This is a genomic window from Stenotrophomonas daejeonensis, assembly GCF_001431505.1.
Lineage (GTDB): Bacteria > Pseudomonadota > Gammaproteobacteria > Xanthomonadales > Xanthomonadaceae > Stenotrophomonas > Stenotrophomonas daejeonensis.
Genome location: NZ_LDJP01000015.1, coordinates 15,101 through 41,120 on the forward strand (window position 1 = coordinate 15,101; position 26,020 = coordinate 41,120).

Sequence of the window (26,020 nt, forward strand, 5' to 3'; positions counted from 1 at the left end):
CGAAATGCAGGGGGTTGGAAACTCAATCGAACAGCTTGCCCGGGTTCAGCAGCCCGTTCGGGTCGAACGCCTGCTTCACCCCGCGCATCAGCGCGATTTCCGCCGCGTCACGGGTGCTGGACAGGTAGGGCTTCTTGACCAGGCCGATGCCGTGCTCGGCCGAGATGCTGCCGTGGAAGCGCTGCAGCACCTGCGCCAGCAGCTTGGTGACGTGCTCGCACTGGCCGAGGAACTCGGCGTCGCTGGTGTCGTCGGGCTTGAGCACGTTGATGTGCAGGTTGCCGTCGCCGATGTGGCCGAACCAGACCACGTCGAAATGCGGGTAGGCATCGCCGATCAGTGCCTGCGTTTCTTCAAGGAACGCAGGCATCGCCGAGATGCGCACCGACACGTCGTTCTTGTACGGCTTGTAGCGCGCCAGCGATTCGGTGATGCCCTCGCGCAGGCGCCACAGCTGCTGCGCCTGCGCCTGGCTGGTGCTGATGACGCCATCGAGCACCCAGCCCTGCTCCATGCAGTGCTCGAACGCGGCCAGCGCTGCGGCTTCGCCCGCCTCGTCGGCCACCGCGTACTCGGTGACCACGTAGTACGGGTAGGTTTCGGCGAACGGGTATTGCGCGCCGTGGGCGGTGACGTGGTGCACCGCGCGGTCGGTGAAGAACTCGAACGCCTCCAACCGCATCCGCTCGCGGAACGCGGCGAACACCTGCATCAGCACCTCGAAGCTGGGCAGCGCCAGCAGCATCACGTTGCTGGCCGGCGGCGGGTCGGTGAGCTTCAGAGTTGCTTCCACGACGACGCCGAGCGTGCCTTCCGAGCCGACCAGCAGCTGGCGGAAGTCGTAGCCGCTGGAGTTCTTGATCAGGCCCTTGTTGAGTTCCAGCAGCTCGCCATTGCCGGCCACCACCTTCAACCCGGCGATCCACTCGCGGGTGTTGCCATAGCGGATCACGCGGATGCCGCCGGCATTGGTGGCGATGTTGCCGCCAATGGTGCAGGAACCGCGCGCGGCGAAATCCACCGGGTAGATCAGGCCGTGCTCCAGCGCCGCGTTGTGCACCGCTTCCAGCGGCATGCCGGCCTGTACGGTCAGGGTGCGGTCGACCGCGTCGAAGTCCAGCGCCTTGTTCATGCGCTCCAGGCTCAGCACCAGCTCGCCGTTGGCCGCCACCGCGCCGCCGGACAGGCCGGTGCGGCCGCCGGACGGCACCACCGCCACCTTGTGCGCGTTGGCCCAGCGCAGCACCGCCTGCACTTCCTCGACGCTGCCCGGCAATGCGATCGCCAGCGGCGCCGGCGTCCAGCGCCGGGTCCAGTCGCGGCCGTAATGCTCCAGGTCCGCCGGCTCGGTCTTCAGGCGCAGCCCGGGGCAGGACTGCAACAGGGTTTCCAGGCGCGGATCGGTCATGGCGGTGGCAGAGGCATGATGGGGGACCGGAAAGCCTGACAGCCACGACGCGGCACGTCCAGCAGCCGTAACCGGACGCAATCGATTCACCTGAAACCTTCGGGTTATCAAGACATTACCAACTGTCGCAGTGCACAAAACCCCTTCCCTTCTGGCATAGTCGGCAACTCCCTTCCCCCACCAAGCCGCCACTGCCATGTCGCCCAAGAAGACCTCGTTCCCGAAGCAGGACATCCGTGTTTTGTTGCTGGAGGGCGTCAGTCAGACGGCGGTGGATGCGTTCAAGGCGGCCGGTTATTCGCAGATCGAATACCACGCCAAGGCGCTGCCGGAAGACGAGTTGAAGGCGCGCATCGCCGAGGCGCACATCGTCGGCCTGCGCTCGCGCACCCAACTCACCGCCGAGGTGCTGGCACAGGCCAAGCGCCTGATCGCGGTGGGCTGCTTCTGCATCGGCACCAACCAGGTGGACCTGGAGGCGGCCGAGCTGGCCGGTATCCCGGTGTTCAACGCGCCCTACTCCAACACCCGCTCGGTGGCCGAGCTGGTGATCGCCGAGGCGATCCTGCTCACCCGCGGCGTGCCGCAGAAGAATGCCGAATGCCATCGTGGCGGCTGGTCGAAATCCGCCACCGGCAGCCACGAGGTGCGCGGCAAGACGCTGGGCATCGTCGGCTATGGCCACATCGGCACCCAGGTCGGCGTGCTGGCCGAGGCGATGGGCATGAACGTGATCTTCCACGACATCGAGGCCAAGCTGTCGCTGGGCAACGCGCAGGCGGCCGCCAGCCTGGACGACCTGCTTTCGCGCTCGGACATCGTCACCCTGCACGTGCCGCAGACCGCCTCCACGCAGTGGATGATCGGCGCGGCGCAGCTGGCGAAGATGAAGCCCGGCGCGCACCTGATCAACGCCGCGCGCGGCACCGTGGTGGTCATCGACGCGCTCGACGCGGCGCTGCGCTCGGGCCACCTCGGCGGCGCGGCGGTGGACGTGTTCCCGGTCGAGCCCAAGGGCAACGGCGACCGCTTCGAATCGCCGCTGACCGCGCACGACAACGTGATCCTGACCCCGCACGTGGGCGGCTCCACGCTGGAGGCGCAGGACAACATCGGCCTTGAAGTGGCCGCCAAGCTGGTGCGCTACAGCGACAACGGCAGCACCCTGTCGGCGGTCAATTTCCCCGAGGTCACGCTGCCCGAGCATGCGCAGAGCCAGCGCCTGCTGCACATCCACCGCAACGTGCCGGGCGTGCTGTCGAAGATCAACGAGGTGTTCTCGCGCCACAACCTCAACATCGACGGGCAGTTCCTGCGCACCGACCCGAAGCTGGGCTACGTGGTCATCGACATTGCCGCCACCGAGGAGCAGGCCAACGCGATCCGCGGCGAACTGGCGGCCATCGAGGGCACGCTGCGCACGCGCATCCTGTATTGAGCGTGGGGGCTTCTTGAAGGTGGCGCCCGGCCGTTGGCCGGGCGGTGCCGGCCAGCGGCCGGCACTACCGGTATCCCGCGCCGTCGGTTCAGCGGCGCCTGATCTCGAACTTGCCGAAGCCGATGCCCAGGTCCCAGCCGCGGCCGGTGCCGGCCAGCGCCAGCGAGATATCGCCCTTGGTCACCACCTGCGCGTTGCTCGAACGTGACGCGCCGGCATGCACCTCGGCGCCGCCGTAGGTGCCGATCAGGTCGTTCAGGCTGTAGGCGCCGGTGAACTTGCCGCGGCCGTTGATGACGTTGGACTTGCCTACGGTCAGGCCGCCGCCCTTGGCGCGGATGCTGACCGGGATCGACGCGCCGTTGTCGCAGGTGATGGTGCCCTGCCCGGAGGCAGTCTTGTAGAAGATCGACCAGCCGCTCAGGTTGAAGTTCAGTTCGCAGTCGATGTTGCCCGCCGCCTGCGCGGCCGGTGTCGCCAGCATCGCGGCCAGCACCAGCAGTGCCGTCGTTGTTCTCTTCATGGTTGCAACTCCCTTCGTCCGTCGAAGATGCGCCGAGCCTAGCAGCCCGCCGGTGCAGCGCATGCGATGGCGCGGCGCCGCGTCCGGATTCCGTTCAGCCGGCCGCGGGGCCGGCCAGTTCGAACGCGTCGGCGTCGAGCATCGCCGGGAAGCGCTCGCGGTGGGCGGCCAGTGCGGCGGCGGAAATGGTGGTGGTGACCACCTGCTCGCGCTCGCGGACCTCGACCTGCGGCTGGCCGAGGAAATCGATCACCGCGCTGTCGCCCGCGTAGTGCAGGCCGTTGCCATCGGTGCCGACGCGGTTGACCACCGCCACGTAGCTCAGGTTCTCGATCGCCCGCGCGCGGGCCAGCGTGCGCCACGCATGCGCGCGCACCGACGGCCAGTTGGCGACGAATATCTGCAGGTCGAAATCCATCTGTCCCGCCCGCTCCACGTCGAAGCGGTTGCGGCAGAACACCGGGAAGCGCAGGTCGTAGCAGACCTGTGGGTTGATCCGCCAGCCCTTCCACTCCACGCACAGGCGTTCACGGCCGGCGGCGTAGCGCTTGTGCTCGCCGGCATAGCGGAACAGGTGGCGCTTGTCGTAGTGCCGCAGCCCGCCGTCCGGCGTGGCCCACAGCAGGCGGTTGAACACCTCGCCACCGACGCGCAGCTGCACGCTGCCGGTGACCGCCGCGCCCAGCACGCGTGCCTGCTCGCGGATCCAGGCCACGGTCGGGCCGTCCATGTCCTCGGCCCTGTCGATGGCGTCGTTGGAGAAGCCACTGGTGAAGGTTTCCGGCAGGATCACCAGGTCGGTGCCGCCGGCCAGCGGCGCCAGCAGTGCGGCGTAGTGCTCGCGGTTGCCGGCTGGATCGTGCCAGCGGGTGTCGCCTTGCACGAGGGAAATGCGGAGGTCGTTCATGGAGGCCGTGATTCGTGATGGGTGATTCGTGATTTGAAAAATCCGGGTAGGTCGGGGCTATGCCCCCGACGCCGTGATGCACGGAGCGCCGGGGGTGTAACCCCGGCCTACGGGGATCAGAGCTTTTGCAGCCGCTCGATCGCCACGTCCAGCGTGGCCTCGTTCTTGGCGAAGCACAGCCGCACCAGCCGCTGCCCTTCCGGCGGGTTTTCGTAGAACGGCGACAGTGGGATCGCGGTGACGCCCTTCTCGATGGTCAACCACTTGACGAATTCGTGGTCCGGCAGGTCGCTGACCGCCGAGTAGTCCACCAGCTGGAAATAGCCGCCCGGCACCGGCAATGGCTGCAGCCGCGTGGTCAGCAGTTGTTCGCGGAAACGATCGCGCTTGCTCTGGTAGAACGCGCCCAGTTGCAGATGGTGTTCGGGCTCGTCGCGGATCATCGCCGCAAACCCATACTGCGCCGGGCCGTAGGTGGTGAAGGTGTTGTACTGGTGCACCTTGCGGAACTCGGCGCTCAGCGCCGGCGGCGCGATGGCGTAGCCGACCTTCCAGCCGGTGCAGTGGTAGGTCTTGCCGAAGCTGGAGATGACGAAGGCGCGCTCGCGCAGCTCCGGGTAGCGCAGCGCCGATTCGTGGCGGGCGCCATCGTAGACGATGTGCTCGTACACCTCGTCGGAGATCAGGTAGATGCCGGTGCCACGCAGCAGGTCGGCCAGCGCCTGCATGTCGGCCGCGCCGAGCATCGCCCCGGACGGGTTGTGCGGGGTGTTGACCATCAGCATGCGCGTCCTCGGCGTGATCGCCGCGCGAACCTTGTCCCAGTCCACCGCGAAGGTCCGCGGGTCCAGCGCCACGTGCACCGCGCGCGCGCCGGCCAGGTCGATGGCCGGTTCGTAGCAGTCGTAGGCCGGGTCGAGCACGATCACTTCATCGCCTGCGCGCACCACCGCGTGGATGGCGTTGAAGATCGCCTCGGTGCCGCCCGAGGTCACCGTGATTTCGCTGTCGGCATCGACCTGTGCGCCGTAGCAGTCCAGCACCTTCCGCGCGATGGCCTGGCGCAGCGGCGCCACGCCGGTCATCGGCGCGTACTGGTTCAGGCCCTCGCGCATGGCCTTGGCGGTTTCGTCGAGCAGCCGCTGCGGCGCCGGGAAATCGGGAAAGCCCTGGCCGAGGTTGACCGCGCCGTGCTCGGCGGCCAGTTGCGACATCACGGTGAAGATGGTGGTGCCCACCTTGGGCAGCTTGGTCTGCGGTTGCATCGTTGCGCGGGTGCCGGGGAAGGAGTGGCGAGTGTACGCAATGCCGGCCGCGCGGGCTGCGCGCACCTATAATGGCCGGCCCGATGCGCCAGCCAGCCCGCGCTTCCCCACCCGAGGACGGATGCGCCCGATCCGATGAGCCAGACCACGAACGCCCAGCCGCTGCTCGCCGCGCGCGCACTGCGCTTCACCCGCAACGACGACCCGGTGTTCGGCCCGCTCGACCTGCATGTCGATGCCGGCGAGGCACTGCTGGTGCAGGGCGGCAACGGCGTCGGCAAGACCACCCTGCTGCGGGTGCTGGCCGGGCTGCTGCGTGCGGACGAGGGGACGATCGAGATCGACGGGCGCCCGGCCGGGCACGAGGAGCGGTCGCGCTTCATCGCCTACCTCGGCCACCTCCCCGCGTTGAAACAGGACCTGGGTGCGCTGGAGAACCTGCACGTGCTGTGCGGCCTGCACGGGCGGCGCACGCGGCAGATGCCCGGTGACGCGCTGGCCATCGTCGGCCTGGCCGGCCACGAGGACGCGCTGGTGCGGCAGCTCTCGGCCGGGCAGAAGAAGCGGCTGTCGCTGGCCCGCATGTGGCTGTCGCCGGCGCCGGTGTGGCTGCTCGACGAGCCCTACGCCAACCTCGACCTGGACGGCATCAACCTGGTCAACCGGATGATTTCCGCGCACCTGCGCAGCGGTGGCGCCGCGCTGGTCACCACCCACGGCGCCTATGCCGCGCCGCCGGTGCGCAACCGCACCTTCACCCTCGGTCGCGCCGACGCGGCGGAGGCCGCGGCATGAACCTGCCCGGCCCGCGCCCTACCCTGGCCAGTGCCGCCACCGCGTTGCTGGCGCGCGACCTGAAACTGCTGTGGCGCCGCCGCGGCGATGCTGCGCAGCCGATCCTGTTCGCGCTGCTGGTGGTGGCGCTGTTCGCCCTTGCGTTGGGCGGCAACCCGGAACTGCTGCGGCGGGTGGCGTCGGCGGTGCTGTGGCTGTCGGTGCTGCTGGCCGGGCTGTTGTCGCTGGACACGCTGTTCCGCGGCGACGCCGAGGACGGTTCGCTGGAGCAGTGGCTGCTGTCGCCGGTGCCGCTGGCATGGCTGGTGGCGGTGCGGGTGTTCTCGCACTGGCTGACCACGGCATTCCCGCTGGTGCTGGTCAGCCCGTTGCTGGCCGAGCTGATGGGCCTGCCGCACGCGCAGCTGCCGGTGCTGCTGGCCTCGCTGGCGCTGGGCACGCCGCTGCTGAGCCTGCTCGGCGCGGTGGTGGCCGCGCTGACCGTGGGCATGCGCCGCTCCGGCATCCTGCTGGCACTGCTGGTGCTGCCGCTGTACGTGCCGGTGCTGGTATTCGGCGCCGGCGCGGTGGCTGCTTCGGCGCAGGGTTTCGATGCCAGCGGTGCGCTGCTGCTGCTCGGCGCCGGGCTGGTGGTCAGCGCATTGCTGGCGCCGCTGACCGCCGCCGCGGCGATCCGCATCGCCAATTCCTGAGCGGGACGGCCGCTTCGATCCCGCATGATGGGTAGGTCGGGGTTACATCCCCGATACTCAGCAGGAGCGTCGGGGGCGTAGCCCCGACCTACGCCCAATCCGCATGACACGATGACGAACCCGGTGGGTGCCGACCATTGGTCGGCACCATCGCCCGGCGTGCGGCAAGCCCCGCCCGACCAACGGTCGGGCGCTACCGTGGCTGGGTGCCTGCGACATTGCGTCACTTGCCTGCCGGCAACGCCGGTCGCAGCATTGTCTGCTGCCCGTTCACAGGGCAAACCCGTCGCAACAGGAGTCTTCCCATGTTCCGCAAACTGATGATCGCCTCCACCCTCGCCCTTGGCGCCGCCGGCGCCGCCCATGCCGCCGACGCCTGCTCGGTGAACGTGGAGGGCAACGACGCCATGCGCTACAACGTCGCCAACATCGACGTGCCCAAAAGCTGCGCCAACTTCACCATCAACCTGAAGCACGCCGGCAAGATGGCCAAAAACGTGATGGGCCACAACGTGGTGGTGGCCAGGACCGCCGACATGCACGGCATCGACACGGACGGCATCAAGGCCGGGCTGGCCGCCGACTACGTCAAGGCCGGCGACGCCCGCGTCATCGCCCACAGCAAGGTGGTGGGCGGCGGCGAAACCACCAGCGTCAGCGTGCCGGTCGCCAGGCTCGTCGCCGCCGGCGCGCCGCTGTCGTTCTTCTGCAGCTTCCCCGGCCACTCGGCGCTGATGAAGGGCACGGTCACCCTGAAGTAAGCGCCGCCCTGCGGCCCTCACGGCGCCGGCTGGCAGTGCCAACCGCGCCGTCTTCGGCTAATCTTCATGGGCTGCAAGCGCCCGTGCTTCGCGGTGCCCGGTAACCGGACGGTCGGGGTCCACCCCACCGTCGTTTTTCCCAGCGAGCGAGCGGATGTTCAAAGGTTTGGCAGGTTGGTTCCATCGGCTGGGTTCCCCGGCCCACTTCGATGCCTTCGCCGCCCGCTGGTCGCCCTGGTGCTACCTCGCCTCGCTGCCGCTGTTCGCCTTCGGCCTGTGGCAGGCGCTGGCGGTGGTCCCCGCCGATTACCAGCAGGGCGACAGCTTCCGCATCCTCTACATCCACGTGCCGTCGGCATGGATGAGCCTGTTCGTGTTCGGACTGATGGCGTTCTACGGCGCCATCGCGCTGGTCTGGCGGATCAAGCTGTGCGAAATCCTGGCGATGGCCTGCGCGCCGATCGGCGCGGCCTTCACCCTGATCACCCTGCTCACCGGCAGCATCTGGGGCAAGCCGATGTGGGGCACGTGGTGGGACTGGGACCCGCGCCTGACCACCGAGCTGATCCTGCTGTTCCTCTACCTGGGCGTGATGGGCCTGTACGGCGCCATCGACGACCGCCGCGCCGCCGCGCGCGCCGCCGCCCTGCTGTCCATCGTCGGCGTGGCGCTGCTGCCGATCATCCGCTACTCGGTGGTGTGGTGGAACTCGCTGCACCAGGGGCAGACCATCCGCCTGTTCGGCGAATCCAGCATGGACGGCAGCATGGTGCTGCCGTTGTGGCTGATGGTATTCGCCACCAAGTTCTGGTTCGCCGGCTCGCTGCTGTCGCGCGCGCGCGCCGACAACCTGCGCCGCGAGGCCGGCAAGGCCTGGGTACGCGAGCGCGTGGAGAAACTGTCGTGAGCTATTTCCAGTACGTGGCCCTGGCCTACGGCGTGTTCTTCGCCGTGCTGGCGTGGGATTTCGCCGTGCCGCGCCTGCAGGTGCGCCGGCAGCTGCGCGAGGTACGCAAGCGGCTGGCGCGGGCCCGGCGCCAGCAGGCGGCCGCGGCCGTTGCCGACGACGGAGAACTGAGCCGATGAGCCCCACCCAACGCAGGCGCCTGCTGCTGGTGCTGCTGGTCGTCGCGGTGGCCGGCATCGCCACCGCGCTGGTCGCCACCGCCCTGCAGCGCAACATCGCCTACCTCTACACCCCGGCCGAGGTGAAGGCCGGCAAGGTGGCACCGGATTCGCGCTTCCGCCTCGGCGGCATGGTCGCCAAGGGCTCGTTCAAGCGCGACCCCGGCGCGCTGCTGGCGCGCTTCGAGGTGACCGACGGCGACGCCGAGCTGCCGGTGACCTACGACAAGATCCTGCCGGACCTGTTCCGCGAGGGCCAGGCCGTGGTCGCCACCGGGCGCATGGTCGACGGCGTGTTCGTCGCCGAGGACGTGCTGGCCAAGCACGACGAGACCTACATGCCCAAGGAACTGGCCGACAAGATGGGCATGGCCCACGACAAGCACCAGGTGCCTGCCGCGCCCGCAACCACGGAAGCGCCCTGAGTGCTTGGCGAAACCGGACAGATCCTGCTGATCCTGGCGCTGCTGGCGGCCCTGCTGCAAAGCGCGCTGCCGCTGGTCGGGGCGCAGCGCAACCTGCCGTCGCTGGTCGCCGTGGCCCGGCCCGCGGCGCTGTTGCAACTGGCGATGGTGCTGGGCGCTTTCGTGGTGCTGACGCTGGCCTTCGTGCGCCAGGATTTCTCGCTGCGCTACGTCGCCGACAATTCCAACTCACTGCTGCCGGTGATCTACCGCTATTCGGCGGTATGGGGCGCGCACGAGGGCTCGCTGCTGCTGTGGGCGCTGGTGCTGGCGTTGTGGACCGCGGCGGTGGCCGCGTTCTCGCGGCACCTGCCGGCGGTGGTGGTGGCGCGGGTGCTGGCGGTGATGGGGCTGGTCAGCGTCGGCTTCCTCGCCTTCCTGCTGTTCACCTCCAATCCGTTCGAACGGCTGCTGCCGGCGCCACTGGAAGGCCACGACCTCAACCCGCTGCTGCAGGACCCGGGGCTGATCCTGCACCCGCCGATGCTGTACCTGGGCTACGTCGGCTTCGCGGTGCCCTTCGCCTTCGCCATCGCCGCGCTGCTGGACGGCCACATCGACGTGCGCTGGCTGCGCTGGACGCGGCCGTGGACCAACGTGGCCTGGGCGTTCCTGACCCTGGGCATCGCGCTGGGCAGCTGGTGGGCCTACTACGAGCTGGGCTGGGGCGGCTGGTGGTTCTGGGACCCGGTGGAGAACGCCAGCTTCATGCCGTGGCTGGCTGGCGCGGCGCTGCTGCATTCGCAGGCGGCCACCGAGAAGCGCGGCGTGTTCATCGGCTGGACCCTGCTGCTGGCCATCGCCGCGTTCGCGCTGTCGCTGCTGGGCACCTTCCTGGTGCGCTCGGGCGTGCTGACCAGCGTGCATTCGTTCGCCGCCGACCCGGCGCGCGGGCTGTTCATCCTCGTGTTCCTGGCGCTGGTGATCGGCGGCTCGCTGCTGCTGTATGCGCTGCGCGTGCCCGGCCTCGGCGGCAACACCGGCGACGCGCGCCGCGGCTATGCGCTCAATTCGCGCGAAGGGCTGCTGCTGGCCAACAACCTGCTGCTCAGCTGCGCCTGCGCGATGGTGCTGCTGGGCACGCTGTACCCGCTGCTGGCCGATGCGCTGGACCTGGGCAAGGTGTCGGTCGGCCCGCCCTACTTCGGCACCCTGTTCCTGCTGTTGATGGCGCCGCTGGTGCTGCTGCTGCCGTTCGGCCCGCTGACCCGCTGGCAGCGCGAGCAGGGCCTGCGCCCGCTGGCGCTGCTGGCGCCGTGGGCCGGGCTGGCGCTGCTGCTGGGCGTGGTGGCGTGGTTCATGGCGCCGCAGGGCAGGCTCAAGACCGCCGCCGGCATCGCTGCCGCCGTGTGGGTGGCGGCGGGCACGCTGTACGTGCTGTGGCAGCGCCTGCGCGGAAGCGGCCGGCCCAGTGCGGAAACCACCGGCATGCTGCTGGCGCACTTCGGCATCGCCGTGTTCGTGGTCGGCGCGCTGCTGGTGGAGGCGCTCAGCATCCAGCACGAAGTGGCGCTGGCGCCGGGCAAGTCGGTGCAGGCCGGCCCGTACGAACTGCGTTTCGAGGGCGTGGATGCCAGCAACGGCCCCAACTACCACTCCGACCGCGGCCACGTGCGGGTGCTGCGCAACGATGCCGAAATCGCGCTGCTGCACCCGGAAAAGCGCACCTACGCCAGCGGCGGCATGCCGATGACCGAGGCCGGCATCCACCCCGCGCTCGGCGGCGACATCTACGTCGCGCTGGGTGAACCGCTGGGCGACGGCGCTTGGGCGGTGCGCGTGCAGGTCAAGCCCTTCGTCCGCTGGATATGGCTGGGCGCGATCCTGATGGCCCTGGGTGGCTTCGTCACCGCCGTCGATCGCCGCTTCCGCAAGTTGCCCGGGAGATCATGATGTCCGACTCGAACCCCACCCCGCCCCGCCGCCTGCCACCGGTCGCCGTCTTCATCGGCGCCCTGTTCTTCTTCGGCCTGGTCGCGCTGATGCTCTATGGCGTGGCGCGCTCGGACCGGCCGGACCGCGACACCCTGCCCTCGGCCCTGATCGGCAAGCCCGCGCCCAGCTTCGTGCTGCCGGTGCTGCACGACCCCAACGTCAAGGTGAAAAGCACCGAGCTGCTCGGCGCCCCCTACCTGCTCAACGTCTGGGGCAGCTGGTGCCCCACCTGCCGCGACGAACACCCCATCCTCACCCGTTTCGCCGAGACCAAGCGCGTGCGCGTGATCGGCTACAACTGGAAGGACGATCGCGCCGACGCGCTGCGCTGGCTGGAGCAGCTGGGCAACCCGTACATGCTGGTGCTGGCCGACGAGGAAGGCCGCACCGCGCTGGACTGGGGCATCGCCGCCGCGCCGGAAACCTTCCTGGTCGACGACCACGGCATCGTGCGCTGGAAGTACAGCGGCGCCATCACCCAGGACGTGCTCGACCGGCAGCTGATCCCGGCGCTGAAAAAGATCGAAGCCGCCGGCAAAGGGAAGGCGCAGCGATGATGAAACGGCTGGCCGCGCTGCTGCTGTCGCTGTGCCTGCCGCTGGCCGCGCCGGCGCAGCCGATGGGCGACCCGACGCCGCTGCAATACCGCGACCGCGCCGAGGAAGCCCGCTTCCACGCACTGACCGCCGAGCTGCGCTGCGTGCAGTGCCAGAACCAGTCGCTGGCCGACTCCAACGCGCAGATCGCCCACGACCTGCGCCGCGAAGTGCTGGTGCTGATGCACGAAGGCCATAGCGACGCGGAGATCAAGCAGTTCCTGGTCGAGCGCTACGGCGAGTTCGTGCTGTACCGCCCGCGCATGCAGGGCAGCACCCTGCTGCTGTGGCTGACCCCCGGCGTGTTGCTGCTGGCCGGCACCGCGCTGCTGGTCGTGCAGGTGCGCAGGCGCCGGCACGCCGCGCCGCTGCCCGCGGCCGAAGACGCCAGCCAGGAGGACCGGCAATGGTGAGCACGCCGGTGTTCATGGCGCTGGCCGGGCTGTTGGCCGCGGTGGTGGGCGGCGTCACCCTGCTGCCGTTGCTGCGCGCCGGCAAGCGCGGCATCTGGGGCACGCTGGTGGCGGCGATGGTGGTCGCCACGCTCGGCCTGTACCAATGGCGGGGCACGCCGGCCGCATTGCAGGTGCAGTCCATTCCGGTGCCGGCCAGCCTCGCCGAGGGCATCGAGCAATTGCAGGAAGCCATGCGCAGGAACCCGGACCGCGTCGATGGCTGGGTGCTGCTGGCGCGCTCGCAGCAGGAGCTGGGGCGCATGGCCGATGCCGCCACTTCCTACGAACACGCCCTGCAACTTGCCCCCGACGAACCCGGCCTGCTGGTCGAGGCCGCGCAGGCCCGCGCCCAGGCCGATCCCAAGCTGCTGTTCGACGACACCGGCCTGCAATGGCTGCAACACGCCCGCGAACTGGCCCCGGACAACGAACGCGCCATCTGGCTGATCGGCATCGTGCAGCGCCAGCGCGGGCAAGCCGAAGCCGCCGCGCATACGTGGGAGACCCTGCTGCCGCGCCTCAAGGATGGCGCCGCCACCGCGCTGCGCGAGCAGATCGACGCCGCCCGCGCCGACGCCGGCCTGCCGCCTTCCGCGCCTGCTGCCCCGGCTGCGACCGGCACCACCCTCACCGTGCGGGTGACGCTGGCGCCGGCCCTGCAGGCGCGCGTGGCCTCGGGCACGGACACCCTGTTCGTCATCGCCCGCATTCCCGGCGGCCCGCCGATGCCGGTCGCGGTCGAGCGCCACCCCGCGCAGGCCGAACCGCTTACCGTCACCCTCGACGACGCCGACAGCCCGATGCCGACGCAGAAGCTCTCGGCGTTGCCGGAAGTGGAAGTGTTCGCGCGCCTGTCGGCCAGCGGCAACGCGATGCGGCAGGACGGCGACGTCGAATCGACACCGGTGCAGGTCAAATTGCCGGCGGGCAAGCCGCTGGAAATCACCCTCGGCCCCTCGTAAGAGCACCGCCCAACACGCAATGCCATCACCGTAGGTCGGGGCTACGCCCCCGACGCTTTCCGCAGGCATTTCGGTGCAGGGCGTCGGGGGCGTAGCCCCGACCTACGTTTCGTGCCCTGCTTATGCCTCCATCGCATGACGCACTCTCTGCTGCACTTCGAACACCCGCAAGGGAATAGCGAGATAACCCCGCATCATCACGCAGCGGCCACACCATGTCGTTGCGCCGCTAGAATCGGCGGATGACCGAATTCATCCCCGAGGGCAGCCGTTTCCACGCGCTGTCTTCGCCTTTCCCGATGAAGCGTGGCGGCCAACTGCACGGCGCACGCATCGCCTATGAAACCTGGGGCACGCTGGCCGCCGACGCCGGCAACGCGATCCTGATCGTCACCGGCCTGTCGCCCGACGCGCATGCCGCCAGCCATGCCGGCAACCCCGCGCCGGGCTGGTGGGAACCGATGCTCGGCCCCGGCAAGCCGATCGACACCGAGCGCTGGTTCGTCGTCTGCGTTAATTCACTGGGTAGTTGCAAGGGCTCCACCGGCCCGGCCTCGCCCGATCCCGCCAGCGGCCAACCCTACCGCCTGTCGTTCCCCGAACTGTCGGTGGAGGACATCGCCAACGCCGCCGCCGAGGTGGTGCGTGCGCTGGGCATCGGGCAACTGGCCTGCCTGATCGGCAACTCGATGGGCGGCATGACCGCGCTGGCCCTGCTGCTGCACCACCCGGGCATCGCCCGTGCGCACATCAACATCTCCGGCAGCGCGCAGGCCCTGCCCTTCTCCATCGCCATCCGCTCGCTGCAACGCGAGGCGATCCGCCTCGACCCGGCGTGGAACGACGGCACCTACGACGAAGCCCATTACCCGGAATCGGGCATGCGCATGGCGCGCAAGCTCGGCGTCATCACCTACCGCTCGGCGCTGGAATGGGACGGCCGCTTCGGCCGCGTGCGGCTGGATTCGGAACAGAACGGCGACGACCCGTTCGGCCTCGAATTCCAGGTCGAAAGCTACCTGGAAGGCCATGCGCGCCGCTTCGTGCGCAACTTCGACCCGAACTGCTACCTGTACCTGGGCCGGGCGATGGACTGGTTCGACCTGGCCGAATACGGCGGTGGCGAGGCGATCGCCGGGCTGGCGAAGATCCGCGTGCAGCGGGCGCTGGCCATCGGCGCCAACACCGACATCCTGTTTCCGGTCGAGCAGCAACAGCAGATCGCCGATGGCCTGCGCGCAGGCGGCGCACAGACGCAGTTCATCGGCATGGATTCGCCGCAGGGCCATGACGCCTTCCTCGTCGACTACGACCGCTACGGCCCGGCCGTGCGCGGTTTCCTCGACACGCTGCCGCCGCATTGAGCGGCGGCGCCGTGCCATCGTCCCCATGCGCGGGCCGTTCAGTTTCGAGCAAGCTATCGCGGCGCCATCCCGCTAGCCTTCGCGCCTCCCTCCACGGCCGGCCCTTCCCTTGAGCGAACCCTCCTCCCTGCAGCACTCGCGTGCCGCGGTGCCGCTGGCGCCTGCGCTGGACACGACGCTTTTCGATGCGCGCATGCCACGCCGCTTCCGCCCGCTCGACCGCCGGGTGCTGTGGATCGTCGCCGTCGCCGTGGTGCTGGCCGGCGTGGTCGGCGTGGTCGCGCGCCTGCTGACCGCGCTGATCGGCCTGGTCACCAACCTCGTGTACTACGGCACGGTCGACGCGACGCTGCGCAGCCCGGCCGACCACCACCTCGGGGCATGGGCCATCCTGCTGCCCGTGGCCGGCGGGCTGGTCGTCGGCGTCATGGCCCGCTTCGGCTCGCGCGCGATCCGCGGCCACGGCATTCCCGAGGCGATGGAGCAGGTGCTGCGCAACGAAAGCCGCATCCCGCCGATCATCACCTGGCTGAAGCCGGCCTCCTCGGCCGTGGCGATCGGCACCGGCGGCCCGTTCGGCGCCGAAGGCCCGATCATCGCCACCGGCGGCGCGATGGGCTCGCTGTTGGCGCAGCTGATGCACGTCACCGCGGACGAACGCAAGACGCTGCTGGCGGCCGGCGCGGTGGCCGGCATGTCGGCCATCTTCGCCACGCCGATCGCCGCGGTGCTGCTGGCGATCGAGCTGCTGCTGTTCGAGCGCAAGGCGCGCTCGCTGATCCCGGTGGCCACGGCGGCGATGATCGGCGCGGCGGTGCATGCCTGCTTCGAGGGCGTCGCCCCGGTATTCCCCATGCCGGCGCTGGCCGCGGCCCCGGTCGGCGCGCTGGCGGCCTACGTGGCGATGGGCGCGGCCGCCGGGCTGGCGGCGGTGGCCATCACCCGGCTGACCTACGGCATCGAGGACGCCTTCGAGCGACTGCCGGTGCACTGGATGTGGTGGCCCGCCATCGGCGGGCTGGCGGTGGGCATCGTGGGCTGGTTCATGCCGCGCACGCTCGGCGTCGGCTACGACAACATCACGTTGGTGCTGGGCGGCGGCCTCGGCCTGGCCGGCCTGCTGGCGCTGGGCCTGATGAAGCTGTGTTCCTGGTCCATCGCCTTGGGCAGCGGCACGTCCGGCGGCACCCTGGCGCCGATGTTCACCATCGGCGGCGCCTTCGGCGGGGCGCTGGGCCTGTTGGTCGCCTCCGCCTTCCCCGAACTTGGCGTCGATCCGCGGATGGCGGCGCTGGTGTGCATGGCGGCGGTCTTCGCCGGGGCGTCGCGGGCGTTCCTCACCTCGGTGGTGTTCGCCTTCGAGGCCACCCAGCAGGTGCACGGGCTGCTGCCGTTGCTGGGCGCCTGTGCCGCCGCCTACCTGATATCCGGCCTGCTGATGCGCAACACGATCATGACCGAGAAGATCGTGCGCCGCGGCGTGCGCGTGCCCTCGGACTACAGCGCCGACCACCTCGATTCGGTCCACGTCCGCGACGTGTGCACGCAGGATCTGGCCTGTTTCCTGGGCGAGGAACGCCTTGCCGACGCCTGCAAGGCGCTGGAGGGCGGGAACCCGCAATTCGACCACCACAGCTTCCCGGTGCTGCGTGCCGATGGCGTGCCGTGCGGGCTGGTGGCGCGCCGCGACGTGCTGGCCCGCGCCGGTGAGGACGGGCTATGCATCCGCGACGTCATGCAGCCATCGCCCGCGGTGATCGGCGGCGACCACTCGTTGCGGGATGCGGCCGACCACATGGTCGAGTGCGGCGTAGGCCGGCTGCTGGTCATCGACGAAGCCGCCGCGGGGCAACTGCTCGGCATCGTGACCCGCGCCGACCTGCTCGACGCCCACCGCGGCCGGCTGCGCTCCGCGCGCCAGGCCGGGCGCCACCTCCGCTTCAACCTCGCCCCGGTCAAGCCGGAGTCCCCGCCTCCCGCCACCGGGCGGCATTGACCGACGGCGCCGCGTCGCCACGTCCTACCGGCGACTGCGCCCTGCGCTGATCGCACGGCAGCGCGGGCATGCGCAGGCTGGCAGTTCCCACCGCATGGAGCTGCCATGTCACGCCTGACGATGCTGCTGTGCCTGTTGCTGCTGCCATTGCTGGCCACGGCCGCGGCGCCACCGCCGGTGATGCTGGCAGGCCAATGGCATGACGGCGCGGAGGTTTCCCGTTACTGGGTCAGCGAGAAGCTCGACGGCGTGCGCGCCCGCTGGGACGGGCAGGCGCTGTGGACGCGCGCCGGCAACCGCATCGCGGCGCCCGCGTGGTTCACCCGCGGCTGGCCGCGGCAAGCGCTGGATGGTGAGCTGTGGGGCGGGCGCGGCAGTTTCGAAACCACCAGCGGCACCGTGCGCAGCCACCCGGCCGACGACGACGGCTGGCGGCGGCTGCGCTTCATGGCCTTCGACCTGCCCGGTCATGCCGGCACGTTCAGCCAGCGTCTGGCCGCCATGCAGGCGCTGGTCGGGTCCGGTACGCCGGCGACGCTGGCGGTGATCCCGCAACGGCGGATCGCCGATACCGCCGCCCTGCACCGCCACCTGCAAGCCATCGTCGCCGCGGGTGGCGAAGGCTTGATGCTGCACCATCAGGACAACCGCTACGGTGCCGGCCGCAGCGACGGCCTGCTCAAGCTCAAGCCGTGGGATGACGCCGAAGCCCGCGTGGTTGCGCACCTGCCGGGAAAGGGCAAATACGGGGGCATGCTCGGCGCCCTGTTGGTCGAGCGCGACGACGGCGCCCGCTTCCGCATCGGCAGCGGCTTCAAGGATGCCGAGCGCGCCATGCCGCCTGCCATCGGCAGCCTCGTCACCTATCGCTACAACGGCCTCACCGCCAAGGGACTGCCACGATTCGCGCGATTCCTGCGGGTGCGGGATGAGGCACCACCACCGGAGCCGGTGCGACACGCGCAATGACATTCGACGTCCACGGCGGCGCGCTCGGCAGGAGCTGTCTCCGTAGAGCGGGGCTTGCCCCGCTGGAGCATTCCCAGCCAAGCCTCAGCGGGGCAAGCCCCGCTCTACAACGGCGTTACGGGCGCAGGAGCGCCAACCTGCCCTGCTGCAACCGGTACTCGCGCTGCACCACGCCCTCGGGCAGGTGGCCGTGGCTGATCATCAACAGGCTGCGCGGGCCCAGCGCGGCGGCCAGGTCGGTCAACAGGGCGTTGGCGGTATCCACGTCCAGGCCCTCGGTGGGTTCGTCGAGCACCAGCAGCGGGGCATCGCGCAGCAGGGCGCGGGCCAACGCCAGGCGCCGCGCCTGCCCGGCCGACATCGTGGCGCCGTTCTCGCCGAGCCAAGCCGACAGGCCGCCCTGCTGCCATGCCCAGCCGGTCAGCCTGACCTGCTCCAGCACCGCCCACATCCGTTCCTCGCCGGCCACCGGATCGCCCAGTCGCAGGTTGTCGGCGATGCTGCCGGCGAACACCGGCGCGCCCTGCGGCAGCCAGGCGATGCGGCGGTGCCAGTCGTCCTGCGCCACGTCGCGCAGGTCGATGCCGCCATAGCGCACCGCGCCTTGCCGCGGGTCCCACAAGCGCAGCAGCAGCGCCGACAGCGTGCTCTTGCCGCAGCCGCTGTCGCCGCGGATGGCGATGCGCTCGCCGGGCCGCAACTGCAGGTCGATGCCGTCGAGCAGGCGCCGGGGTTCGCCCGGCCAGCCGAACACCACTTGCTCGAACGACACGGTGGCGGCCTGCGCCGGCAGCGCCGCGGGCTGCACCGGGTCGGCCACGGCCGGCGGCTGTTCGACGATGGCCTGCAGGCGCGCGGCCGATACCCGCGCCGATTGCAGCGCCTGCCATGCTTGGCCGCAGCCGGCGGCGGCTTCCAGCAGGGCCACGGTGAGGAACAGCAGTGTGGCCGCCAGCGGTGCGGCCAGCGCACCGGCCTCGAACGCGGGCAAAACCAGCCACAGCATCGCCAGCAGGCCGAGCCCGGCGCAGGCCGAGTGCAGCACGTTGCCGGCAACCAGCCGGGCGCGGCGGCGATGGTCGCTGCCCGCCACCTGCCGGGCGGCGGCATCGACGCGGGCGATCCAGCCGTCGCGCGCATCCAGTGCGGTCAGGTCGGCGGCACCTTCCAGCCCTTCGTAGGCCAGCGTGCGCAGGTCGGTGCGATGGCGCGCGCGTGCGGCTTCGCCGGCATCGCCGTGGCGTACCGCCAGCACCGGCACGCCGATGCCGACCAGCAGCGACAAGCCCAGCAGCACCAGCGCCGCCGGCCAATGGATCAGGGCCGCGGCCAGCACCGTCGCCAGCATCGCGCCGGCCAGCGCCAGCAGCGGCCCCAGTGCGCGCACCATCAGGCCATCGACCTCGCCGATGTCGGTCATCAACCGCGCCAGCAATTCGCCGGTACGGCTGCTGCCCAGGCGCGCCGGTGCCAATGGCAGGGCGCGGCGGAAGAACCACACGCGCAGGTCGCGGGCGATGCGCAGGGTGGCGTCGTGGCCGACCAGCTTCTCGAAATAGCGCGAGCCGATGCGTGCCAGCGTCAATGCGCGGATGCCGGCCGATGGCGAGAAGAAGTTGAACGTGGCCCCCGCGCCGAGCGCGCCGGCCAGCGCCGCGGCGGTGAGGAAACCGCCGGCCAGCCCCAACAGGCCGATGCCGGCCAGCATCGTCAGCAACAACAGGGCCACCGCCAGCAGCAGGCGCCAGCGGTGGCGGGCAAACACCTCGCGCAGGGTGTCGACGCGGTTCATGCGCAGGCCTCGCTGCCGGCGTGGGCCGTGCCGGCATGCAGCCGCACGATGTCGTCGGCCCAGCGCATCGCCGCTTCGCTGTGCGTGGCCATCAGCACGCTGCGGCCGCGCGTGAACGCGGCCAGCGCCTGCAGCAGATCGGCCTCGGTCTGCGGATCGAGGAAGGCGGTGGGCTCGTCCAGCAGCAACAGGTCCGGATCGCGCAGCAGCAGCCGCGCCAGCCCGATGCGGCGCGCTTCGCCGCCGGACAGGCCGAAGCCGCGCTCGCCGATCACCGTGTCCAGCCCCTGCGGCAGTTGCCGTGCGAAACGCATCACCTGCGCGACCTCGGCCACCGCGTGCAGGCGCGCGTCGCTGGCGGCCGGGTCGGCCAGGCGCAGGTTGTCGGCGATGGAGCCGTGGAACAGGTAGGGCCGCTGCCCCGCATAACCGACGCGCACGCCATCGCGCAGCACGATGCGCCCGCCGCGCGGCGGCAGCCAGCCGGCCAGCGCTTCGAGCAGGGTGCTCTTGCCACTGCCGCTGGGGCCGACCAGCGCCAGCCGCTGGCCGTCGGCGACGTGCAGCGAGAAATCCGCCACCACATCGTGGTTCGCCCCGTTGGGCCGCAGCCGCAGCGATTCGGCCACCAGCAATGGGGCGTGCGCCTGTGCCGGTTCCGGCGCGCGGACCGGCGCCACCGGTGCAGGAACGTATTCCGTTCCCCCCTCCAGCAGGCGCTCCACTTCCGTGGCGGCGGCCAGCGCATTGGCGCGGTCGTGGTAGTGCGCGGCGAAACGGCGCAGCGGCGCATAGAACTCCGGCGCCAGCAGCAGGCAGAACACGCCGGTGCCCAGCGTCGGCGCGCTGGCGTGCAGCGACAACATGCCGAGGTAGCCCAGCCCGAGGTACAGCGCCACCATCGCCACACTCACCGAGGCGAAGAATTCCAGCACGGTCGAGGAAAGGAAAGCGATGCGCAGCACCTTCATCGAGCGCAGTCGCACGCCTTCGGCAGCGGCGCCGATGCCGGCCAGCTCGTCGTCGCCACGTCCATAGAGCCGCAGCAGGCCCAGCCCCTTGATGCGGTCGGCGAAGTGCCCGCCCATGCGCGCCAGTTCCTGCAATTGCTCGCGGCCGGCGTTCTCCGCGCCCATCCCGACCAGCATCATGAACAGCGGCACCAGCGGTGCGGTGCACAGCAGCACCAGCGCCACCACCCAGTCCACCCAGGCCACGGACGCGGCGATCAGCAGCGGCACCACCACCATTTCCACCCGCACCGGCTGGAAGCCGGCGTAATAGCCCTCGATGGCGTCGCCGTGGGCCAGCAGCAATTCGCCGAGTTCGCCGCTGCGCTGCCGCCGCAGCCACAGCGGGCCCTTGCCCAGCAGGCGTCGGTAGACTTGCTCGCGCAACGCCAGCCGCGCTGCGTCGGCTACATCGCCCGCCGCCTTCTGCGCGAGCCCGCCCAATACGCTGCGCGCCAGCAGCACCAAGGCCAGCACGGCGAACACCTGCCCGGCCTGCGCCAGCGGCCGCTGTTCGACGAACACGCCTTGAAGCAGCCACGCGATGGCCCAGGCCTGCACCACCAGCAGGCCGCCGGACACGCACACCGCGATGGCCGCCAGCCGCTGCCGCGAACGCGCCGCATGCACCAGCCCGGCCAGCCACTGCTGTTGCCTGCGGCGCCGTTGACGCGGCGTTTCGGCAGGATGTGGAACATCACTCAAGGCGGCGGGCTCTGCTGGGCATGGGACGGCGTGATTGTAGGCCGGCGGCGGATTGCGCAGCCATGCGGACTTTTGCCGCTGCGACAGTCCGTCACATTGATCCACGTCATGGACAGGCGCAGCATGATCGCAGGCGTTGCCGATGGCGCCTGCCCACAACCGAGGTAACCGGCCATGATCGATACGACCGTCGTGGACCTGTCGCGCCTGCAGTTCGCGCTGACGGTGATGTACCACTTCCTGTTCGTCCCGCTGACACTGGGACTCTCCTTCCTGATCGCGATCATGGAGAGCGTCTACGTCATGACCGGCAAGGAGGTCTGGCGGCGGATGACGCTGTTCTGGGGCGTATTGTTCGGCATCAACTTCGCGATGGGCGTGGGCACCGGGCTGGTGATGGAGTTCCAGTTCGGCATGAACTGGTCCTACTACAGCCACTATGTCGGCGACGTGTTCGGTGCGCCGCTGGCCATCGAGGGACTGATGGCGTTCTTCCTCGAAGCGACCTTCATCGGCCTGTTCTTCTTCGGCTGGAGCCGGCTGTCGAAGGTGCAGCACCTGACCATCACCTGGCTGATGGCGCTGGGCACCAACCTGTCGGCGCTGTGGATACTGATCGCCAACGGCTGGATGCAGCACCCGGTGGGCGCGGTGTTCAACCCGGAGACCATGCGCATGGAGGTGACCGACTTCATGGCGGTGGTGTTCAACCCGGTGGCGCAGGCCAAGTTCGTGCACACGGTCAGCGCCGGCTACATCACCGGCGCGGTGTTCGTGATGTCGGTCAGCGCGTTCTACCTGCTGCGCAACCGCCACCTCGACGTGGCACGGCGCTCGTTCGCGGTGGCCGCCGCGTTCGGCCTGCTGTCCTCGGTGTCGGTGGTGGTACTGGGCGACGAGAGCGGCTACGCCGCCAACGAGCACCAGAAGATGAAGCTGGCCGCGATCGAGGCGATGTGGGAAACCGAGCCGGCGCCGGCCGATTTCACCGCCTTCGGCATACCCAACCAGCAGACCCACCGCAACGATTACGCGATCAAGGTACCCTACCTGATGGGCCTGATCGCCACCCGCTCGCTGCACCAGCCGATCCCCGGCATCCTCGAACTGGTCGAGCGCGCCGAGCACCGCATCCGCGGCGGCCAGCTGGCCTATGCCGCGCTGGAACGCATCCGTGCCGACAAAAGCGACCGCGAGGCACGCGAGATGTTCGACCGCCACTGGCAGGACCTTGGCCACGGCCTGCTGCTCAAGCGCTACCGCGCCGACATCCTCGACGCCACGCCGCAGGAGATTTCGCAGGCGGCGATGGACACGGTGCCGACGGTGCTGCCGCTGTTCTGGACGTTCCGCATCATGGCCGGGCTCGGCTTCTACCTGATCGCGTTCTTCGCGGTGGCGTTCTACTACTCGTGCCGGCACAACTTCGAGCACAAGCGCGGCTTCCTGAAAGTGGCGCTGTGGACGCTGCCGGCACCGTGGATCGCCATCGAATGCGGCTGGTTCGTCGCCGAATACGGCCGCCAGCCGTGGGCGGTGGACGGCGTGCTGCCCACGTTCTACGCCGCCTCCGGGCTGGCGCTGCACCAGATACTGCTGACGCTGTGCGGCTTCGTCGCGCTCTACACCGTGCTGATGGTCATCGAGATCAAGCTGATGCTCAAGGCCATCCGCAAGGGCCCCGACGAGATGCTGCCGAGCCTGCAGCAACCGGCATCCGACTCCGCCGCGCAACCGGCCTGACGCAGGAGAACCCGCATGGACTTCATCCTTCTGGACTACACCACGCTGCGCCTGGTCTGGTGGCTGCTGCTGGGCGTGCTGCTGATCGGCTTCGCGGTGATGGACGGCTTCGACCTCGGCATCGGCACCCTGCTGCCGTTCGTGGCGCGCACCGACGAGGAGCGCCGGCTGGTCATCAACACCGTCGGCCCGGTATGGGAAGGCAACCAGGTATGGCTGGTGCTGGGCGGCGGCGCGATCTTCGCCGCATGGCCGCCGCTGTACGCGGTGAGCTTCTCCGGCTTCTACCTGGCGATGTTCCTGATCCTGTTCGCGCTGATCCTGCGCCCGGTCGGCTTCAAGTACCGCGGCAAGCTGCCCGGCCAGCGCTGGCGCGACAACTGGGACCGGGCGCTGTTCGTCGGCGGCTTCGTGCCGGCGCTGGTGATGGGCGTGGCGATGGGCAACGTGCTGCTGGGCGTGCCGTTCCATTTCGACGACAGCCAGCGGGTGTTCTACACCGGCGGCTTCTTCGGCCTGCTGACCCCGTTCGCGCTGCTCGCCGGCCTGCTGGCGGTGGCGATGTTCGTCGCTCACGGCGCGGCGATGCTGGTGCTCAAGACCGACGGCGCGGTGGCCGAGCGCGCGGCCCGCTATGGCAGCGTCGCCGCGCTGGCGGGGTTCGCCCTGTTCGCCGCCGGCGGCATCTGCGTGGCGTTGCTGCTGCCCGGCCACGCCATCACCTCGCCGCTGGCCACCGACGGCGCCAGCAACCCGCTGCTGAAGACCGTGCAGGTCACCGCTGCCGGCGGCTGGATGTACAACTACAGCGCGATGCCGGCCACGCTGCTGGCGCCGGCCGCGGGCCTGCTCGGCGCGCTGGCCGCGGCGCTGCTGCTGCGCGCGCGCCGTGGCGGGCAGGCCTTCGTCGCCTCGGGCGTCTCCATCGCCGGCATCATCCTCACCGTGGGCCTGGCGATCTTCCCGTTCCTGCTGCCCTCCTCCACCCAGCCCGGCGCCGGCCTGACCGTGTGGGACGCCTCCTCCAGCCGCCTGACGCTGTGGGTGATGCTGCTGGTCACCGCGGCGCTGCTGCCCATCGTCATCGCCTACACCAGTTGGGTCTACCGCGTGCTCAAGGGCAAGACCACGCTGGAAGAAATGGGTGGCAACCCCAACGCCTATTGACCCACCACGACAGCCAAGGAGTCAACGCATGTGGTACTTCGCCTGGATACTCGGTGCCGGCCTGGCCTCCACCGTCGCCATCCTCAACGGCATGTGGTTCGAGGCCCGCGAACAACGCCGGACCGAAGCACGCCGATGACGCATTCCGCGCTTGCCAGAAACGCGGGCCGGGAGTATCTTTCCGCCTCCTTCGCGGGGTGTAGCTCAGTCTGGTAGAGCGCTACGTTCGGGACGTAGAGGTCGCAGGTTCGAATCCTGTCTCCCCGACCAAGGTCGAAATCCGGAGCCCGGCAGGCGCATGCGCCTGCCGGGTTTTTTCGTGGCTGCGTGACAAGGACTGCGCGCCCTGATCCGTACAAACCCGGCCGTAGATGCGGGGCTTGCCCCGCATGAGGCCGTATCGGCAGGCCCCCGTGCCGGGCAAGCCCGGCACCTACGAGAGCGCGGCCGTCAGCGCACGATCAGGTCGATCAACCACTGCGCCTTCTTGTAGGGCGGCTTCAGCAGGTCGCCACCGGTGCGGCGTGCCTGCCACAGGACCGGCAACTGCTTGCTCATCGCGTCGAAACCGATGCGGCCATGGTAGGCGCCCATGCCGCTGGGGCCGATGCCGCCGAACGGCAGGTTGTTGATGGCGAAGTGGAACAGCGTGTCGTTGACCGAGACGCCGCCGGCCAGCGTGCCGCGCAGGATCTTCTCCACGCTGCCGCGGTCGTGGCTGAACGGGTACAGCGCCAGCGGGCGGTCGTGGGCGTTGACGTAGGCGATGGCCTCGTCCAGCGAACCCATGCTGCGGATCGGGAACACCGGGCCGAAGATTTCCTCCTGCATCACCTTCGCGTCGTCGCCCGGCTCCAGGACCAGGGTCGGCGGGAACAGGCGCTGCGCCGGGTCGGCCTCGCCCAGCGCGATCACCTCCAGCCCGCGCGCGCGGGCGTCGTCCACGTAGCCCTGCAGGCGCGCGTACTGGCCGTCGTTGACGATGCGGCTGTAGTCGCCGGTATTGGCGAAATCCTCGCCATAGCGTGCGCGTACCTGCTCCCGCAGCGCCTGCACCAGCGCGTCGCGGCGCGCGGCGCCGACCAGCACGTAGTCCGGCGCGATGCAGGTCTGCCCGCAGTTGAACCACTTGCCGGTCGCCAGCCGCGCCGCGGCCTGCTGCAGCGGATAGTCGTCGCAGACGATGGCCGGCGACTTGCCGCCCAGCTCCAGCGTCAGCGGGGTCAGGTTCGGCGCGGCGGCGGCCATCACCTTGCGCCCGACCGCGGTGGAGCCGGTGAACACCAGATGGTCGAACGGCAACGCGGCGAATGCGGAAGCCACCTCCGCGCCGCCCTCGGCGACGGCGACGCGGTCGGCGGGGAACACTTCGGCCAGCAGTTCGCGCAGGAAGGCGCTGGTGCGCGGGGTGTGCTCGGAAGGCTTCAGGTAGACGTGGTTGCCGGCGGCGATGGCGGTCGCCAGCGGGATCAGCGCGAGGTTGACCGGGTAGTTCCACGGTGCGATGACCCCGACCACGCCGACCGGCTCGGGGCGGATCTCCGCGCGTGCCGGCCAGAAGCGCCAGCCCACGCCGACGCGGCGGGGCTTCATCCAGCCGCGCAGGTGCCGGCGCAGGTGGTCGATCTCGTTGAGCACGGTCATGCCGTCGGCGATGCGCGATTCGTGCGGCGAGCGATGGCCGAAGTCGGCGGCGATGGTCCGTGCCATTTCGTCGAGCCGCCGCTTCAGTGCCTCGCGCAGGCGCAGCAGGTCGGCGCTGCGCTGCGCGCGGTCGGGCTTGCGCGCCTGCCAGGCGGTGCGCAGGCGCTCCAGGGTCGGGCGCAGTTCGGGAACGGGCGTGGTGGTGTCCATGCGATGAAGTTTATGCGGTGTAATCGAATCCGACGTTGAATACGGCCCGTGCATTCACCGTAGATGCGGGGCTTGCCCCGCATGGGGCTTCATC

24 protein-coding genes and 1 tRNA gene are annotated in these 26,020 nt (G+C 69.9%); 18 read left to right on the plus strand and 7 right to left on the minus strand.

Annotated features, from left to right (window positions below; translation table 11 throughout):
- Positions 1-22: 22 nt before the first annotated feature.
- Positions 23-1,408: an FAD-binding oxidoreductase gene (locus tag ABB34_RS03255; RefSeq protein WP_057639819.1), complete on the minus strand. Its 1,386-nt coding sequence runs from the start codon at positions 1,406-1,408 to the stop codon at positions 23-25.
- A gap of 196 nt (positions 1,409-1,604) precedes the next feature.
- Between ABB34_RS03255 and serA the strand changes: the two genes are divergently transcribed.
- A complete protein-coding gene (serA, locus tag ABB34_RS03260; RefSeq protein WP_057639820.1) occupies positions 1,605-2,846 on the plus strand; it encodes a phosphoglycerate dehydrogenase in 1,242 nt (413 codons plus the stop codon).
- 88 nt (positions 2,847-2,934) lie between these two features.
- On the opposite strand, the gene ABB34_RS03265 is transcribed toward serA, so the two are convergent.
- The 3 genes from ABB34_RS03265 to ABB34_RS03275 all read right to left on the minus strand — a co-directional run bounded on the left by ABB34_RS03265 (position 2,935) and on the right by ABB34_RS03275 (position 5,541).
- On the minus strand, positions 2,935-3,369 hold the full coding sequence (locus ABB34_RS03265; RefSeq protein ID WP_057639821.1) for a hypothetical protein: 435 nt from the start codon (positions 3,367-3,369) through the stop codon (positions 2,935-2,937).
- 94 nt (positions 3,370-3,463) lie between these two features.
- Entirely contained in the window at positions 3,464-4,276 is an 813-nt protein-coding gene (locus ABB34_RS03270; protein WP_057639822.1) for an amidohydrolase, read from the minus strand.
- Positions 4,277-4,392: 116 nt separating this feature from the next.
- Positions 4,393-5,541, minus strand: coding sequence for a pyridoxal phosphate-dependent aminotransferase (locus ABB34_RS03275; RefSeq protein WP_057639823.1), 1,149 nt, complete (start codon positions 5,539-5,541; stop codon positions 4,393-4,395).
- Positions 5,542-5,676: 135 nt separating this feature from the next.
- Here ABB34_RS03275 and ccmA point away from each other — a divergent pair, with 135 nt between their 5' ends.
- From ccmA to ABB34_RS03340, 13 genes are all read left to right on the plus strand, one after another.
- Complete coding sequence (ccmA, locus tag ABB34_RS03280) at positions 5,677-6,336, plus strand: heme ABC exporter ATP-binding protein CcmA (RefSeq protein ID WP_057639824.1); 660 nt, start codon at positions 5,677-5,679, stop codon at positions 6,334-6,336.
- Positions 6,333-7,028, plus strand: coding sequence for a heme exporter protein CcmB (gene ccmB, locus ABB34_RS03285; RefSeq protein WP_057639825.1), 696 nt, complete (start codon positions 6,333-6,335; stop codon positions 7,026-7,028). The genes ccmA and ccmB overlap by 4 nt, the downstream gene beginning before the upstream one ends.
- A gap of 305 nt (positions 7,029-7,333) precedes the next feature.
- The gene (azu, locus tag ABB34_RS03290; protein WP_057639826.1) at positions 7,334-7,789 is read left to right on the plus strand and encodes an azurin; all 456 of its coding nucleotides are present in this window, start codon (positions 7,334-7,336) and stop codon (positions 7,787-7,789) included.
- A gap of 154 nt (positions 7,790-7,943) precedes the next feature.
- A complete protein-coding gene (gene ccmC, locus ABB34_RS03295) occupies positions 7,944-8,696 on the plus strand; it encodes a heme ABC transporter permease CcmC (RefSeq protein ID WP_057639827.1) in 753 nt (250 codons plus the stop codon).
- Positions 8,693-8,875: a heme exporter protein CcmD gene (gene ccmD, locus ABB34_RS03300; protein WP_057639828.1), complete on the plus strand. Its 183-nt coding sequence runs from the start codon at positions 8,693-8,695 to the stop codon at positions 8,873-8,875. The genes ccmC and ccmD overlap by 4 nt, the downstream gene beginning before the upstream one ends.
- A complete protein-coding gene (gene ccmE, locus ABB34_RS03305; RefSeq protein ID WP_057639829.1) occupies positions 8,872-9,339 on the plus strand; it encodes a cytochrome c maturation protein CcmE in 468 nt (155 codons plus the stop codon). Before ccmD ends, ccmE begins: the two co-directional genes overlap by 4 nt.
- Positions 9,340-11,271, plus strand: a complete 1,932-nt coding sequence (locus ABB34_RS03310; protein ID WP_057639830.1) for a heme lyase CcmF/NrfE family subunit — start codon at positions 9,340-9,342, stop codon at positions 11,269-11,271. It abuts the gene before it with no gap.
- A complete protein-coding gene (locus tag ABB34_RS03315; protein ID WP_057639831.1) occupies positions 11,271-11,870 on the plus strand; it encodes a DsbE family thiol:disulfide interchange protein in 600 nt (199 codons plus the stop codon). The genes ABB34_RS03310 and ABB34_RS03315 overlap by 1 nt, the downstream gene beginning before the upstream one ends.
- Positions 11,870-12,322, plus strand: coding sequence for a cytochrome c-type biogenesis protein (locus tag ABB34_RS03320; protein ID WP_057639832.1), 453 nt, complete (start codon positions 11,870-11,872; stop codon positions 12,320-12,322). Before ABB34_RS03315 ends, ABB34_RS03320 begins: the two co-directional genes overlap by 1 nt.
- Positions 12,316-13,326: a tetratricopeptide repeat protein gene (locus ABB34_RS03325; protein WP_057639833.1), complete on the plus strand. Its 1,011-nt coding sequence runs from the start codon at positions 12,316-12,318 to the stop codon at positions 13,324-13,326. The genes ABB34_RS03320 and ABB34_RS03325 overlap by 7 nt, the downstream gene beginning before the upstream one ends.
- A 242-nt stretch (positions 13,327-13,568) precedes the next feature.
- Positions 13,569-14,690 carry a homoserine O-acetyltransferase MetX gene (gene metX, locus ABB34_RS03330; RefSeq protein ID WP_057639834.1) on the plus strand — a complete coding sequence of 374 codons (1,122 nt, stop codon included), beginning with the start codon at positions 13,569-13,571 and terminating at the stop codon, positions 14,688-14,690.
- Between the two features lie 109 nt (positions 14,691-14,799).
- Positions 14,800-16,686 (plus strand): chloride channel protein, encoded by a 1,887-nt coding sequence (locus tag ABB34_RS03335; protein ID WP_245625397.1) that lies wholly within the window; start codon positions 14,800-14,802, stop codon positions 16,684-16,686.
- 105 nt (positions 16,687-16,791) lie between these two features.
- Positions 16,792-17,655, plus strand: coding sequence for a DNA ligase (locus ABB34_RS03340; protein ID WP_057639835.1), 864 nt, complete (start codon positions 16,792-16,794; stop codon positions 17,653-17,655).
- A 115-nt stretch (positions 17,656-17,770) separates the two neighbouring features.
- Here ABB34_RS03340 and cydC read toward each other — a convergent pair whose 3' ends face one another.
- Positions 17,771-19,453, minus strand: a complete 1,683-nt coding sequence (cydC, locus tag ABB34_RS03345) for a thiol reductant ABC exporter subunit CydC (RefSeq protein WP_211258148.1) — start codon at positions 19,451-19,453, stop codon at positions 17,771-17,773.
- Positions 19,444-21,162: a thiol reductant ABC exporter subunit CydD gene (gene cydD, locus ABB34_RS03350; RefSeq protein WP_057639837.1), complete on the minus strand. Its 1,719-nt coding sequence runs from the start codon at positions 21,160-21,162 to the stop codon at positions 19,444-19,446. The genes cydC and cydD overlap by 10 nt, the downstream gene beginning before the upstream one ends.
- Before the next feature lie 174 nt (positions 21,163-21,336).
- On the opposite strand from cydD, the gene ABB34_RS03355 reads away from it, so the two are divergent.
- The 4 genes from ABB34_RS03355 to ABB34_RS03370 all read left to right on the plus strand — a co-directional run bounded on the left by ABB34_RS03355 (position 21,337) and on the right by ABB34_RS03370 (position 24,342).
- Positions 21,337-22,905, plus strand: coding sequence for a cytochrome ubiquinol oxidase subunit I (locus ABB34_RS03355; RefSeq protein ID WP_057639838.1), 1,569 nt, complete (start codon positions 21,337-21,339; stop codon positions 22,903-22,905).
- A gap of 15 nt (positions 22,906-22,920) precedes the next feature.
- On the plus strand, positions 22,921-24,072 hold the full coding sequence (gene cydB, locus ABB34_RS03360) for a cytochrome d ubiquinol oxidase subunit II (protein ID WP_057639839.1): 1,152 nt from the start codon (positions 22,921-22,923) through the stop codon (positions 24,070-24,072).
- Between the two features lie 28 nt (positions 24,073-24,100).
- Positions 24,101-24,211: a cytochrome bd-I oxidase subunit CydX gene (cydX, locus tag ABB34_RS03365; protein ID WP_057639840.1), complete on the plus strand. Its 111-nt coding sequence runs from the start codon at positions 24,101-24,103 to the stop codon at positions 24,209-24,211.
- Positions 24,212-24,265: 54 nt separating this feature from the next.
- Positions 24,266-24,342 (plus strand) — tRNA-Pro (locus tag ABB34_RS03370).
- Between the two features lie 180 nt (positions 24,343-24,522).
- Here the strand turns inward: ABB34_RS03370 and ABB34_RS03375 are convergent.
- Positions 24,523-25,926, minus strand: a complete 1,404-nt coding sequence (locus ABB34_RS03375) for a coniferyl aldehyde dehydrogenase (protein ID WP_057639841.1) — start codon at positions 25,924-25,926, stop codon at positions 24,523-24,525.
- Positions 25,927-26,020: the final 94 nt, after the last annotated feature.